The organism is Methylomonas aurea (assembly GCF_024505045.1).
GTDB classification, from domain to species: domain Bacteria; phylum Pseudomonadota; class Gammaproteobacteria; order Methylococcales; family Methylomonadaceae; genus Methylomonas; species Methylomonas aurea.
Genome location: NZ_JANIBM010000023.1, coordinates 31,136 through 44,450, shown reverse-complemented (window position 1 = coordinate 44,450; position 13,315 = coordinate 31,136). Strand labels below are relative to the sequence as shown.

The following is a 13,315-nucleotide window of genomic DNA, read 5'->3' as shown; positions in this document are numbered from 1 at the left end:
GTTTCTCTCGCGGCCTGAGAGAGGGTAGGACGGACGCGCACGCTGTTCAGGTCGCGTCCGTCATTCTTTCAATTCAACATCTTAATTAACCGCCGGTTTCCGCCGGCGGTTTTCCTCGTTATGGCAAAAGAAGATTTTTATAAATTGCTGGAAGTGGATCGCAACGCCAGCGAAGCCGAAATCAAGAAAAGTTATCGGCGGATGGCGATGAAGTACCATCCAGACCGGAATAAGGAAAATCCGGAAGAGGCCGAGAAGAAGTTCAAGCAGATCAAAGAAGCCTACGAAATATTGTCCGACTCGAAAAAACGCGCGGCTTACGACCAGTTCGGCCATGCCGGCGTCGATCCGTCGATGGGCGGCGGTCGCGGCGGCTTTACCGGAGCGGAGAGCTTCAGCGATATTTTCGGCGACGTGTTCGGCGATATTTTCGGCGGCGGCCGCCAGCAGCGCAGCAGTGTTCAGCGCGGCGCCGACTTGCGTTATAACCTGGAATTGACGCTGGAAGAAGCGGTCGGCGGTACCGAAGCTACCGTCAAGGTGCCGGTGCTGGTCGCTTGCGGCGAATGTAACGGCAGCGGCGCGAAAAAAGGCAGCAGCCCGGTCACTTGTACTACTTGCCACGGCCATGGCCAGGTGCGGATGCAGCAAGGCTTTTTTTCGGTACAACAAACCTGTCCGACCTGCCGCGGTGCCGGTAAACAGATCAAAGACCCGTGCCCGAAATGTTATGGCCAGGGCCGGGTGCAGGAAACCAAAACCCTCAACGTCAAGGTGCCGGCCGGCGTCGATACCGGTGACCGCATCCGATTGGCGGGCGAGGGCGAGGCCGGCTTGAACGGCGGCCCATCCGGCGATTTGTACGTGCAAGTCCAGGTCAAGGACCATCCGATTTTCACCCGCGACGGCGCCAATCTGTATTGCGAAGTGCCGATCAGTTTCCCTATGGCCTGTTTGGGCGGCGAACTGGAAGTGCCGACCCTGGACGGCAAGGTCATGTTGAAAATCCCGCCGGAAACCCAAACCGGCCGCATGTTCCGCTTACGCGGCAAGGGCGTGAAGCCGGTCCGAGGCGGGGCGGTCGGCGATTTGCTGTGCAAGGTGCAACTGGAAACCCCGGTGCACTTGACCAAGGACCAAAAAGCCCTGATCGAGAAACTCGGCGAATCCTTGTCCGGCGGCGGCAAGCACCACAGTCCGCAAGAACATAGCTGGATGGATGGCGTGAAAAACTTCTTCGACAAACTGACAGGATAAGCCATGCAAAGAATCGCTGTTGCCGGCGCTTCCGGGCGCATGGGCTTGTGTTTGATCAAAGCGGCACTGGCCGCCCAGCAAGCCGAATTGACCGTTGCGGTATCGCGGCCGGGCAGTCTGGCCGTCGGCCGGGATGCCGGAGAATTGGCCGGCTTGGCGCCGGCTGGGGTGAGCGTTACCGACGATTTGGCGGCGGCTGCCGACCGCTTCGACGTGTTGATCGACTTTACCCGTCCCGACGCGTCGATGAATTACATCGAAATTTGCCGTCAGGCCGGAAAAAAAGTGGTGATCGGCACTACCGGTTATTCCGACGCGCAGAAAGCAGGCATTGCTGCCGCGGCTAACGACGTGGCGATGGTGATTGCGCCTAATTTCAGCGTCGGCGTCAATCTTTCGCTCAAATTGTTGGAAATGACCGCGAAGGTGATGGGCGATTACACCGATATCGAGGTGATCGAAGCCCACCACCGCCATAAAGTCGATGCGCCGTCCGGCACTGCATTGCGAATGGGCGAAGTCGTCGCGGCGGCGTTGGGGCGAGATCTAAAAGACTGCGCGATTTACGGCCGGGAAGGCGAGACCGGCGCCCGCGACCGCAAAACCATCGGTTTTTCGACGATTCGGGCAGGCGATATCGTCGGCGAGCATACCGTGATGTTTGCCGATGAAGGCGAGCGGGTCGAAATCACTCACAAGGCCAGTAGCCGGATGACGTTTGCCAACGGTGCGGTGCGCGCTGCGATTTGGTTGGCGGACAAACCGCGCGGCTTGTTCGATATGCAGGACGTGCTGGGCTTGAAAACCTGAGTCGGGCGTGTAGCGGCCGGGTTCAAGCCCGGCCTCAATGTTGTAAAATCAGAAAAATCTTATATTCTCAGCGGCGTTACTTCGCCCGTCAGTTTATAATGCCGGTAGTCGGCAATTACCTGGGCGTGATCGAAAGCCAGAACGGCCGGCAAACTGTCGAATGTAAACAATCCGCAATTTTTCGCATCGTCCGCTGCCAACGGTTCGCCGTGGGCTGTTGCTAAGTAAACGGCGGTGACGGTGTGGTTGCGCGAATCCCGGGCCGGGTTGGAATAAAGCCCGAGCAATGCGGTCAGTTCGACGTCCAATCCGGTTTCCTCTTTCGCTTCTCGAATCGCCGCATGTTCGACGGTTTCGCCGACGTCGACAAAACCGCCGGGTATTGCCCAGCCGTGTGGTGGATATTTGCGTTCGATCAGAACGAATGGGCGATGCGGATGGTCGATCAATTCGATCAGGATGTCGGCGGCAAGTAGCGGTGTAATCGGTTTTGGCATGGCGGTCATGAGGCTGGGTTAAGCGTTAAAATATTGTCGGCCCTAGTTTATACCGGTTTTGGCCGACGGCAGAAATGTGCGAGGCATAGCAAATGGTGCCTTCGGTATGACATGCCCGCCGGCCGGACTAAAGTGCTATCCGGCGACGGACCGATGGTTCGACTCGGTACCGACTGGAAATCAATCAATAAAAAGAAATACATGAACGAATTTATTCCCGGCCAACGCTGGATCAGCAACACCGAATCCGAACTGGGTTTGGGCATGGTCGTCGAGGCCGAAGCCAACCGCGTCACCGTCTTATTCTTGGCCACCGGCGACCGGCGCGTCTATGCCAAAGACAATGCCCCGCTGACGCGGGTACAGTTCAGCGAGGGCGACGTTATCGAATCGGTGGAATACGCCAAGATTACGGTGCAGCAGGTGCAGCAACACGCCGGCCTGCTGACTTATATCGGCTTGGATGAAGACGGCCGGTTGCAGCAAGTCGATGAAATGGAATTGAACCACCATATTCAGTTCAACAAACCGCAAGACCGCTTGTTTACCGGCCAATTCGACCCGACCGCCTGGTTTTTGTTGCGCTACGAGACCTGGCGTCGGCAACAGCAACATCAACAATCCGCCGTTATAGGCTTGCAGGGCGCCCGCGCTGCGCTGATTCCGCACCAGTTGTACATTGCCCACCAGGCCGCGAACCGCTCCGAGCCGCGCATCATGCTGGCCGACGAGGTCGGTTTGGGCAAGACCATCGAAGCCGGCTTGATCATTCAGCACCGCTTGATCAACGGCTTGAGCCAGCGAGTCTTGATTCTGGTGCCGGAAAGCCTGATGTACCAATGGCTGGTGGAAATGCTGCGCCGCTTCAATTTGCGTTTCAGTCTGTTCGACGAGTCGCGCTGCATGTCGTTTGCCGACGAGGGCAATCCGTTCCAGCACGAACAATTGATCCTGTGCAGCCAGCAGTTCTTCGCCGACTTCCCCGAGCGGCGCGATCAGGCGCTGGATGCCGGCTGGGATTTGGTCGTGGTCGACGAGGCCCACCATCTGGAATGGAGCGCGGAGGCGCCGAGCGAAGAATATCTGTTCGTCGAGCAACTGGCCGCGGCGGCGGCGGGATTGGTGTTATTGACCGCCACCCCGGAGCAATTGGGCAAGGAAAGCCATTTCGCCCGCCTACGCTTGTTGGACCCGGACCGCTTTTACGATTTTAAGCAATTCCTGGCCGAGGAAAGCCAGTTCGAGCCGGTCGCCCGCCTGGCGAATTTGTTGATTGCCGGCGAAAGGTTGGATGCCGAGCAGCAAGCGCTGTTGCAACGTTTGCTGCAGCACGACAATGTTGATAATTGGCTGAGAGAGGTCAATGCGGCCGACGGCAACGCGCGGGAGGAATTGATCAAACTGTTGCTGGACCATCACGGGACCGGACGGATTCTATACCGCAATTCGCGGCATACCGTACAGGGATTTCCGGATCGGCAACGCCATGCCTATCCGTTGCAGGGTGAGGATAGCGCCGATTTGGCCAACAGCCCGTACTTGCATTGGCTGGTCGCTCAGCTAAAAGCGCTGGGCGACGAAAAAGCCTTGCTGATTTGTAAACGGGCCGACACCGCTATCCAATTGGAACAGTTGCTGCGGCACCATGTCGGCCATACTGCGGCGGTGTTTCACGAAGGCATGAGTATCGTCGAGCGCGATCGGGCTGCGGCGTTTTTTGCCGACGAAGAGAGCAGGGCGCAACTGTTGGTGTGTTCGGAAATCGGCAGCGAAGGCCGCAATTTCCAATTCGTCCGCCATTTGATTCTGTTCGACTTGCCGGAAAATCCGGATTTACTGCAACAACGCATCGGCCGGCTGGACCGAATCGGGCAGAAGCACGTGATTCAGATCCATATTCCTTATCTGGTCGGCAGCGCCCAGCATGTGCTCTACCGTTGGTATGAAGAAGGTTTGGATGCGTTCAGGCACAACTGTTCGGGTGCCGCACAAGTGCTGAAATTGCTCGGCAACGAGTTGCACGAGGTGTTGCGAGTGCGCGCCCCGGCTGCAATCGACGAGTTGATTGCCAAAACCCGCGATCTGAATCAACGGGTTGAAGAAGAACTGCACAAAGGCCGTGATTTATTGCTGGAGCTCAATTCCTGCCGGCCGCAGGAGGCTGCGCAATTGGTGGAAACGATCTACCAGAACGAGCGGGACGGCACTTTGTGGCCTTACATGGAGGCGATGTTCGACTGTTACGGGGTCGATGTCGAGGACCATTCCCGGGATTGCTTTATCTTATGGCCCAGCGAAAATCTGCGCATCGCCCATTTTCCGATGCTGCAGGACGATGGTCTGACAGTGACGACCAACCGGGATATAGCTCTAGCGCGCGAGGATATGCAATTTCTGACGGCCGAGCATCCGATGGTCATGTCGGCCATGGATTTGGTATTGTCCAGCGAAACCGGCAATGCTGCAGTCAGCGTGGTCAAGCACCCGCAGTTGAAAGCCGGCCAGTTTTTGTTGGAGCTATTGTTCGTTGCCGAATGCAGCGCGCCGGCCGAATTGCAGCTCGGCCGCTTTTTGCCGCATACGCCGATCCGCATTCTGGTGGACCAAAACAAACAAGATCTGACGGCGGCCGTTGCCCACGATAGCTTGACCGAGACTGGAGATAGCTTCGATAAACTGCAGATTGCCCAATTTTTGCACAGCCAGCGCCAGCATATTCAGGACATGATCCAGGCAGCTGAGGGTCTAGCTGCTGCCCAGATGCAAAGGTTGATTACCGAGAGCGGCAACCGGATGATCGCGGCGTTGACCGGCGAGATCAAGCGGTTGGTGCGCTTGAAAAAAATCAATCCGGGTATCAAGCCGCAAGAAATCGAACAACTGAAACAGAAAACCATGCTGTCTCACGAATGCATCCAGGATACCCAGTTACGGCTGGATGCGGTGCGCTTCGTCATTACCAGCTAGCGGTCAATGGGTTTTGATGAATACGGTGGAGTTATCCAGTTCGATGCATTCGAACATCACATCGTCGATAGAACCGTCGATGTGATCCACGTAATGCACGCCGCATTCGGTTTCGTTTTGTTGATGCTTCAGGATGCCGTGGACGCTGAAGGAGGTGCCGGATTCGGGCAGCGTCATCGTGATTTTGATATGGCCGATGATTTCCGCCGCAATCGGTTGTTTTAGCCTGACGCGAATCCCGCTGTAACTGATGTCAAGAATATCGGCATCCAGCGCGATTTCCTGTTCGGCGGAGTAGAAGCGGAGGCCGGCTTGCAGGCCTTTCGGTTGTAATCTCGGGTGATTGCGTTTCTCGGTCATGCGGGACCTCCTTAGAAAGAATAACTTGCCTGTTAGAGTGGTTATTTTAGATAAAAAGTGTATGTTTGCCGATTTTTCCGGGCGATAAATCGCGCACTGAGTGACTAATAGTTTCGCGTCCGGCTCAGCGGACGCCATCTGATGGGTTGATCAATGTTATTTTCAGAACTGGGTTTGTCCGAACAATTGCTGCGGGCGGTTGCCGAACAAGGCTACCAAACGCCGACGCCGATTCAGGCGCAGGCAATTCCGGTAATTCTGCAGGGCCGCGACGTATTGGCCGGTGCGCAGACCGGTACCGGCAAGACGGCGGGCTTCACGCTGCCTTTATTGCACATCCTGCAGCAGCAGCCGATTCCGCAAAAGCCGCGGCCGGTCAGAGTGTTGGTGTTAACGCCGACCCGCGAATTGACTCTGCAGGTCTACGAAAGCGTCAGAACTTACGGCAAGCATCTGCCCTTGTTTGCCGAAGCGATTTTCGGCGGCGTCAGCATCAATCCGCAGATTCAGAAAATCCGTCGCGGTACCGACATCGTCGTCGCCACGCCGGGGCGTTTGCTGGATTTGATTCAGCAGCAGCACTTGGATTTGTCCCGCGTCGAGCATTTCGTGCTCGACGAAGCCGACCGGATGCTGGATATGGGCTTCATCCGCGACATTCGCAAAATCATCGCGTTGTTGCCGGAAAAACGGCAAAACCTGTTGTTTTCGGCGACTTACGCCCCGGAAATCAGCGCGTTGGCCGAGCAATTGTTGAACGATCCGGTCGAGATTGCCGTGGCCAAGCGCAATGCGGCCGCGGATACCGTATCGCAACTGGTTTACGGCATTCAGCGCGAATATAAACGCGAGCTATTGTCGTATTTGATCGGTCACGGCCATTGGCAACAAGTGTTGGTTTTCGTTCGCACCAAACACGGCGCGGATCGCTTATGTAAGCAATTGATCAAAGACGGCATTCGCTGTGCGGCTTTGCACGGCGACAAGAGCCAGGGTGCCAGGGTCCGGGCGTTGGACGATTTCAAGAAAGGCACGATTACGGCGTTGATTGCCACCGATATCGCCGCGCGCGGGCTGGATATCGACCAATTACCGCATGTGGTTAACTTTGATTTGCCGCAAGTCGCCGAAGATTACGTGCACCGTATCGGCCGTACCGGCCGTGCTGGTGCGGAAGGGCAGGCGATTTCGTTGGTCGACCCGGAAGAGGCGCATCTGTTGGCGGCAATCGAAAAATTATTGAAACGGCAGATCCCGCGCATTGCCGATACCGGTTACCCTCGGGTGTCGTTGGAGCCAGGCAACCCCAAGCCGCCGGCAAAGCCGGTGGCGGCGCAGCCCAAACCGCAGCAAACCGGGCGCCGCGCCCAATCCGGTACCGCAAAGACCGCGCCGGACAAACGCAGTCAGCCGCGGAAACCGCGCCGCGGCAACGCTGGCGCCGCTAAGCCCCGTTAGCAGCGGCAGCGCCGATGTGGATAGCCAGCCAGACCGTATCCTGGTCCGGGCTGGTCCACTCGACCCGGTGCAGGCAATGCGCCGGAATCAGCGCATAGTCTCCGGCAACCATCTCCAACGCCGGCGCGGTTTTAAAAGTCAGCCGCGCAGCGCCTTGCAATACCATCACCCATTCGTCCCAGGCTTGGTCGTACCAGGCGTCTTTTTCAGTGAAATGTCCGCGCGAGACAATGCGCTCGATGCGCAGATTGGGCGCGGCGAGCAAGGTTTGGCAAAATTCATTTGGCAACTGAACTGGAATGCCTGTAAAAATAGACGAACTGCTGATGTGCATATGGCAGATTAATAATAAAAACTTGGGGGAGGTTGCTAATGAATATTACGCCGTTGAATACTGTAATTGGGACACTGATCGGCAATATACCGGATGCGATGCGGCTGTCCAGCCGCTTCTGCGACAAAGCCGGGACTTTGGATTTTCTGGCGCCGTTGTTGATCCGCCTGTATCTGGCGCCGGTGTTCTGGATGGCGGGCACCAAAAAATTCGCCAGTTTTTCCGATACGGCGGAGTGGTTCGGCAACGCGGAATGGGGGCTGGGACTGCCGGCACCTTACGTGCTGGTGTTTTTGGTGGCGTTGTTCGAGCTGGTCGGCGCTTTGTGCCTGTTGTTCGGTTTCGCTACCCGGCCGATCTGTCTGCCATTAATGGTGATCATGGTGGTGGCTGCAGTCTCGGCGCATCTGCAAAACGGTTGGCTGGCCATCGCCACCGGCAGCGGAATTTTCGCCACCGACCGGACTACCGGCGCCATCGAGCGTCTGGAGCGAGCCAAGGAGATTTTGCAGGCGCAAGGCGATTACGAATGGATCACCGAAAACGGGGCGTTGGTGATTTTGAATAACGGGATTGAATTTGCCGCGACCTATTTCGTGATGCTGCTGGCTTTGTTTTTCTTAGGTGGTGGCCGTTTCGTCAGCGCCGATTACTGGTTGCGCCGCCATTACGGGATAGAGTGATTTTATCGGTCCGCCGGCGTTGCCGGTGGGCCTTGGCCTTCCCCGAAGCTATCAGCTCCGGTAATTTTGTACCAGCACCCAAGGTTTAACCACCACGGCCCAGACCGAGCTGTCGGCGGCGATCCAGGTGGAAGCCTGGGCGTCGGAAACGTGGCCAACTTGTCCGGCTTTGAGCCAAGCCTCGACCTGGATTTTGTTATCCGATGCAAATTGGCTGGCGACCTCGATCAAATCCAATTCGTCGGCAACGGCAATCGCCAGGCCGGCCGCAAAAAAACGCTGTAATTCCGACCAAGGAATCGTTGACGTTTCCAGATTCATCTTGGCTTTTTCCAGCTCGGCGATAGTTTCGCTCATTTACCTTTTCCGGTTGTGGCGGGATGTTGTAGTATGCTGCGCTATTTTATCGCAACCCGGTTTGTAAAACAGAAGTGAGGAATCTTCATGTCGTTGTTGAGTTCATTTAAGAAGCGTTCGACCTTGGATGCCGCCATCAAACAAGTCGCTCAGGCCCGCAAAAGCGACGGCAGCAAGGCCGAGCAACTGTATAAAGGCGCCTATCAAGGTTTCGCCAGTGTGATCGCCGACCATTTGATTGTGTCCGAAGCGCTATACCATTGGGGATTTGCGTTATTGCACGAAGCTCGAGGTCGGGAAGCGCAACAAGCTATCGAAATATACGAAGACGCAATTTCCAAATTTTCGTTCTGCCTGTTGACCGCGCCGAGCTACTTGGGTGCTGCGATCGACGGCGGCGTTGCCTTCATGGAACTGGCCCGCATCAGTCCGGATTCGGCAAAACCCGAGTTATACAAATTCGCCGAGGATTTTTTCGAAAAAGCCGGAGCGATTCAAAAAGGCAGTGCAGCCTACAATTTAGCCTGTATTCATGCGTTACGGGGAGATCAGGACGCTTGTCTGAAAGCGCTGCAAACCGCGCGCGAGTTTGGCAGTTTGCCGGATGAGCAGAACATTTTGCAGGATCCGGACATGGCGGCGGTGATCGGCAGCCAGTGGTTCAAGGATTTTCTGGAGGAATTGCACAAGCAGCCTGAGCCGGCAGCCGAAGAGGAGATGAAAGACCAAACGATCGACGTCGAACCGCGCTTCAAGTTGGAAAAAAAAGAAGACTTCGATTATTACGCGAAATAATCCTATTATCCCCGGATCGTCCGGTTTAACCCCGCAAGCGCAAGCCGAGCGGGGTTTTATGTTTGCGGACGGTTTACTCGGTTGCGCCAGCGGCGGCTAACATCGCTGCCAACTCGCCTTTACTGTACAGATCGGTGACGATGTCGCAACCGCCGATCAGTTGGCCGTCGATATACAACTGCGGATAAGTCGGCCAGTTCGAATATTCCTTCAATGCTTCGCGCAACTCTTGATCTTCGAAAATATTGAAATGGCTATACTCGGCGTTGCACGCCTCCAATATTTGCACCACCCGGCTGGAAAAACCGCATTGCGGAAATTCCGGAGTACCTTTCATGTACAACATCACGCGGTTTTCGGATAACTGGTTTTGAATTTTTTCAATAACGCTCATGGTTGGTCTCGGTTGCTAAACGGTATTCGGATTCTATCAATCGCTATTGCGGATTAGAAGTTTAACTTCGCCGCAACACCGGGTTTGTAAATCGGTCAGGAAACTCGGCCGCGTTACGTTGGATAGGTTGGGTCGGCGAAGCGGGTCGCATCCATGGCGCTACAAAGTCCTAATTTTGCCGGCTAGGCCGGCCGGTGTGGGGCGGGTGATGGTTTAGCCGCTGCAGAGGATTTCCGGAGCGGCTGTTTATCAGGCTAGATTATTTGGCTTTAGCCAACTCCGCGCGCATTTCGTCGATGACGGCTTTGTAGTCCGGTTTGCCGAAAATCGCCGAACCGGCAACGAAGGTGTCGGCACCGGCTTCTTTAATCTCGCGAATGTTGTCCACTTTGACGCCGCCGTCGATTTCCAGGCGGATATCGAAGCCGCTGTCGTCGATGATTTTTCTGACCTGGCGCAGTTTGTCCAGCGCCGAAGGAATGAAGGATTGGCCGCCGAAGCCGGGATTGACCGACATCAACAGGATCATGTCGCATTTGTCCAGTACGTGGTCCAGGAACGACAACGGCGTGGCCGGGTTGAACACTAGGCCGGATTTGCAGCCGTGGTCGCGGATCATTTGCAGGCTGCGGTCGATGTGGCGCGAGGCTTCGGGATGGAAGGTGATGTAACTGGCGCCGGCTTTGGCGAAATCCGGAATGATGCGGTCGACCGGTTCGATCATCAAATGGACGTCGATCGGTGCGGTGACGCCGTGCTTGCGCAACGCTTCGCAGACCAGAGGACCGATAGTCAAATTAGGCACAAAATGGTTGTCCATCACATCGAAATGCACGATATCCGCACCGGCATTTAAAACATTGACGACTTCTTCGCCCAAGCGCGCGAAGTCTGCGGAAAGAATGGAAGGTGCAATCAGATTGTCGGCCATCTTTTGATCCTTATGGGTCGGGTTAAAAAGCCGCATTATAACTTTTTTCCGCGGTTTGGCTAAAACCGGGATGGCGGCCATTTTAATCGGCCTTGCGCTTGGCGGCCGATTACGAAACCGTCCCCAACCGCTCCCGGCGGTACGCCGCCAAAAATACCGAAAATTCCTCTGGGCATAACGGTGCGCTGGTCAAAAAGCCCTGGTACAAATCGCATTGGCGGGTTTTCAGAAAAGCCAGTTGTTCCGCAGTTTCGACGCCCTCGGCAATCACGCGCATACGCAGGGTTTTGGCCATGGCGATGATCGTCGCCGTGATTTCCATGTCGTCGGTATGGTGCGGGATATCCTCGATAAAGCTTCGGTCGATCTTCAGCACATCCAGCGGTAACAATTTCAGATAGGCCAGCGACGAATAACCGGTGCCGAAGTCGTCGATCGCCAGGTGTACGCCCAAATCGTGCAAGTTGTGCAGGATCTGAATCGCCTCCTTTTCCCGTTTCATCAACGCGCTTTCGGTCAATTCCAGTTCCAGCAGTCGGGCCGGGAAGCCGGTTTCGCGCAAGGTTTTGGTCACCTCGGCCCGGATATCGCTGTGCAGGAACTGTTGCGGCGAAAGGTTGACCGCCAGCCGTAACGGCGGCAAACCGCCATCCAGCCACTCCCGGCCCTGGCGGCAGGTTTCGCGCAGCACCCAATTGCCGATCGCGGTGATCAGACCGGTTTCCTCGGCGATTGGGATGAAGCGGGTCGGCGGAATCGTTTCTCCGCTCGCCGTATGCCAACGTACCAGCGCTTCGGCAGCCAGAATTTCGCCGGTTTCGACATGGACTTGTGGCTGGAAGAATACCCGCAGTTCTCCCTGTTCGATGGCTTGGCGCAGACGAATCTCGATATCGATGCGTTCGCGGGCCGCCCGCGTCAATTCTTCGGAAAAATATTTGAAACGGTTGCGGCCTTCGTTCTTCGCCTGATATAGCGCGGTATCTGCATGCTGGATCAATTCGTCCGGGTTGCTACCGTGTTTCGGATACGTCGAAATGCCGACGCTGACGCCGATGCGCACTTCGTTGCCGCTGGGCAGGCGCCAGGTCTGGCTCAAGGTCTTGATAATTTGCGTTGCGACGTGGGCTGCCGTTTCCGGGTGGCCGATTTCCTCCAGCAACACGACAAATTCGTCGCCGCCCAAGCGGCACACGGTATCCGAACTGCGTAGGCGAGCAGTCAGGCGCTTGGCGACCATTTGCAATAATTCATCGCCAGCCAGATGGCCGAAGCTGTCGTTGACGTCCTTGAAACGGTCGAGATCCAGCATCAATACCGCCATTTGCGTTGACTGGCGCCGGGCTTTCTCGATGATATGTTGCAGCCGGGACAGAAACAGCATCCGGTTCGGCAATTTTGTCAGCGGATCGTGGTGGGCCAGAAATTCGAGCTCCATTTCCGAATCCTTCAGTTTGGTAATGTCGGCAAACACGCCGACATAGTGGCAGACAGTGCCGTCGCCGTCGCGCACGGTACTGATACTGAGCAGTTCCGGGTAGACTTCGCCGTTCTTGCGCCGATTCCAGATTTCGCCTTGCCAATGGTCGGTGGCCGAGATGCTGCTCCACATCTCCCGGTAAAATTCACTGTCGTGCCGGCCGGAACTGAGCAGGCTCGGACTGTTGCCGATCACCTCTTCCGCGCTGTAGCCGGTAATTGTCGTGAATGCCTTGTTGACCATCAAAATGCGGCGGTCGGCATCGGTGACCATGACCCCTTCGCGGGTGCTTTCGAACACCGCGGCGGCCTGACCCAGCGATTCTTCGTTGGCTTTGATTTCCGAAATATCGGTGATCGTGCCGACGTAACCCCGCAAATTCCCGTCTTCGTCCAATTCGGGCTCGGCCCGGCCGATAACCCAGCGCAGATGGCCGTCGCTATGTTGAAACCGGTATTGCAGCGTGAAAGGCTTGGCGTTGGCCACGCACTCCGCCCATTCGGCCTTGACCCGTTCCCGGTCGCCGATGTACAAGCCGCCGAGCCAGCCCTCGCCGTGCGATTGGCTATGGCTGAGGCCGGTGATTTCGCACCAGCGCTGGTTGACGTAATCGCAATGGCCGCTCCCGTCCGTGCGAAAAATGCCGACCGGAGCGATTTTCGACAAGGTATGGAATAGCAATTCGCTTTCCTGCAGCGCGAGTTCGGCTTGTTTGCGCGCCGTGATATCGCGTAGCGCAATCACGAAAGCCGGCGCCGCTTCCCATTCCAGCGGGGCGGAGCGCATTTCGGCCCAAGCGATACCGCTGGGCCGGATCAGATTAATATCCTGGTGAACGGTTTCGTCGGTGGAAGCCGGAATCGCCAGGACGTGGCCGATCAGCGGGCCGCGTTCCAACAGTTGTTCGGCGGCTTGGTTGGAATACAGTACGATACCTTGCGGGTCGACCACCATCACGCCGTCGGTGATGGTGTCCAAGATCAGTTCCAGTT

At 56.3% G+C, this 13,315-nt stretch carries 13 protein-coding genes; 6 read left to right on the top strand and 7 right to left on the bottom strand.

What is annotated here, in order from left to right:
• The first annotated feature begins 120 nt into the window (after positions 1 to 120).
• Positions 121 to 1,257: a molecular chaperone DnaJ gene (gene dnaJ, locus NP603_RS15130; protein ID WP_256611764.1), complete on the top strand. Its 1,137-nt coding sequence runs from the start codon at positions 121 to 123 to the stop codon at positions 1,255 to 1,257.
• A 3-nt stretch (positions 1,258 to 1,260) separates the two neighbouring features.
• Positions 1,261 to 2,067 (top strand): 4-hydroxy-tetrahydrodipicolinate reductase, encoded by an 807-nt coding sequence (gene dapB, locus NP603_RS15125; protein WP_256611762.1) that lies wholly within the window; start codon positions 1,261 to 1,263, stop codon positions 2,065 to 2,067.
• Between the two features lie 59 nt (positions 2,068 to 2,126).
• On the opposite strand, the gene NP603_RS15120 is transcribed toward dapB, so the two are convergent.
• Entirely contained in the window at positions 2,127 to 2,564 is a 438-nt protein-coding gene (locus NP603_RS15120) for an NUDIX domain-containing protein (protein ID WP_256611760.1), read from the bottom strand.
• A 201-nt stretch (positions 2,565 to 2,765) separates the two neighbouring features.
• Between NP603_RS15120 and rapA the strand changes: the two genes are divergently transcribed.
• The gene (gene rapA / locus NP603_RS15115) at positions 2,766 to 5,531 is read left to right on the top strand and encodes an RNA polymerase-associated protein RapA (RefSeq protein WP_256611759.1); all 2,766 of its coding nucleotides are present in this window, start codon (positions 2,766 to 2,768) and stop codon (positions 5,529 to 5,531) included.
• A 3-nt stretch (positions 5,532 to 5,534) separates the two neighbouring features.
• Here the strand turns inward: rapA and NP603_RS15110 are convergent, their stop codons facing one another.
• Positions 5,535 to 5,891 carry a PilZ domain-containing protein gene (locus NP603_RS15110; protein WP_256611758.1) on the bottom strand — a complete coding sequence of 119 codons (357 nt, stop codon included), beginning with the start codon at positions 5,889 to 5,891 and terminating at the stop codon, positions 5,535 to 5,537.
• A gap of 153 nt (positions 5,892 to 6,044) precedes the next feature.
• Between NP603_RS15110 and NP603_RS15105 the strand changes: the two genes are divergently transcribed.
• Positions 6,045 to 7,349, top strand: a complete 1,305-nt coding sequence (locus NP603_RS15105) for a DEAD/DEAH box helicase (RefSeq protein ID WP_256611756.1) — start codon at positions 6,045 to 6,047, stop codon at positions 7,347 to 7,349.
• On the opposite strand, the gene NP603_RS15100 is transcribed toward NP603_RS15105, so the two are convergent.
• Positions 7,336 to 7,638, bottom strand: a complete 303-nt coding sequence (locus NP603_RS15100) for a cupin domain-containing protein (protein WP_371928872.1) — start codon at positions 7,636 to 7,638, stop codon at positions 7,336 to 7,338. The genes NP603_RS15105 and NP603_RS15100 overlap by 14 nt on opposite strands.
• A gap of 83 nt (positions 7,639 to 7,721) precedes the next feature.
• On the opposite strand from NP603_RS15100, the gene NP603_RS15095 reads away from it, so the two are divergent.
• Positions 7,722 to 8,366 (top strand): HvfX family Cu-binding RiPP maturation protein, encoded by a 645-nt coding sequence (locus NP603_RS15095; RefSeq protein ID WP_256611754.1) that lies wholly within the window; start codon positions 7,722 to 7,724, stop codon positions 8,364 to 8,366.
• 51 nt (positions 8,367 to 8,417) lie between these two features.
• Here NP603_RS15095 and NP603_RS15090 read toward each other — a convergent pair whose 3' ends face one another.
• Entirely contained in the window at positions 8,418 to 8,723 is a 306-nt protein-coding gene (locus NP603_RS15090; protein WP_256611753.1) for a DUF2288 domain-containing protein, read from the bottom strand.
• An 87-nt stretch (positions 8,724 to 8,810) separates the two neighbouring features.
• Between NP603_RS15090 and NP603_RS15085 the strand changes: the two genes are divergently transcribed.
• On the top strand, positions 8,811 to 9,518 hold the full coding sequence (locus NP603_RS15085; protein WP_256611752.1) for a TPR end-of-group domain-containing protein: 708 nt from the start codon (positions 8,811 to 8,813) through the stop codon (positions 9,516 to 9,518).
• A 73-nt stretch (positions 9,519 to 9,591) separates the two neighbouring features.
• Here NP603_RS15085 and grxD read toward each other — a convergent pair whose 3' ends face one another.
• The 3 genes from grxD to NP603_RS15070 all read right to left on the bottom strand — a co-directional run bounded on the left by grxD (position 9,592) and on the right by NP603_RS15070 (position 13,313).
• On the bottom strand, positions 9,592 to 9,912 hold the full coding sequence (gene grxD / locus NP603_RS15080; protein WP_256611751.1) for a Grx4 family monothiol glutaredoxin: 321 nt from the start codon (positions 9,910 to 9,912) through the stop codon (positions 9,592 to 9,594).
• Positions 9,913 to 10,171: 259 nt separating this feature from the next.
• A complete protein-coding gene (gene rpe / locus NP603_RS15075) occupies positions 10,172 to 10,843 on the bottom strand; it encodes a ribulose-phosphate 3-epimerase (RefSeq protein ID WP_256611750.1) in 672 nt (223 codons plus the stop codon).
• Positions 10,844 to 10,952: 109 nt separating this feature from the next.
• Positions 10,953 to 13,313 (bottom strand): sensor domain-containing protein, encoded by a 2,361-nt coding sequence (locus tag NP603_RS15070; protein ID WP_371928874.1) that lies wholly within the window; start codon positions 13,311 to 13,313, stop codon positions 10,953 to 10,955.
• Positions 13,314 to 13,315: the final 2 nt, after the last annotated feature.

Coding starts and splice junctions, on each gene's coding strand:
- dnaJ (WP_256611764.1), top strand. CDS start 121: ATGGCAAAAGAAGATTTTTATAAATTGCTGGAAGTGGATCGCAACGCC.
- dapB (WP_256611762.1), top strand. CDS start 1,261: ATGCAAAGAATCGCTGTTGCCGGCGCTTCCGGGCGCATGGGCTTGTGT.
- NP603_RS15120 (WP_256611760.1), bottom strand. CDS start 2,564: ATGCCAAAACCGATTACACCGCTACTTGCCGCCGACATCCTGATCGAA.
- rapA (WP_256611759.1), top strand. CDS start 2,766: ATGAACGAATTTATTCCCGGCCAACGCTGGATCAGCAACACCGAATCC.
- NP603_RS15110 (WP_256611758.1), bottom strand. CDS start 5,891: ATGACCGAGAAACGCAATCACCCGAGATTACAACCGAAAGGCCTGCAA.
- NP603_RS15105 (WP_256611756.1), top strand. CDS start 6,045: ATGTTATTTTCAGAACTGGGTTTGTCCGAACAATTGCTGCGGGCGGTT.
- NP603_RS15095 (WP_256611754.1), top strand. CDS start 7,722: ATGAATATTACGCCGTTGAATACTGTAATTGGGACACTGATCGGCAAT.
- NP603_RS15090 (WP_256611753.1), bottom strand. CDS start 8,723: ATGAGCGAAACTATCGCCGAGCTGGAAAAAGCCAAGATGAATCTGGAA.
- NP603_RS15085 (WP_256611752.1), top strand. CDS start 8,811: ATGTCGTTGTTGAGTTCATTTAAGAAGCGTTCGACCTTGGATGCCGCC.
- grxD (WP_256611751.1), bottom strand. CDS start 9,912: ATGAGCGTTATTGAAAAAATTCAAAACCAGTTATCCGAAAACCGCGTG.
- rpe (WP_256611750.1), bottom strand. CDS start 10,843: ATGGCCGACAATCTGATTGCACCTTCCATTCTTTCCGCAGACTTCGCG.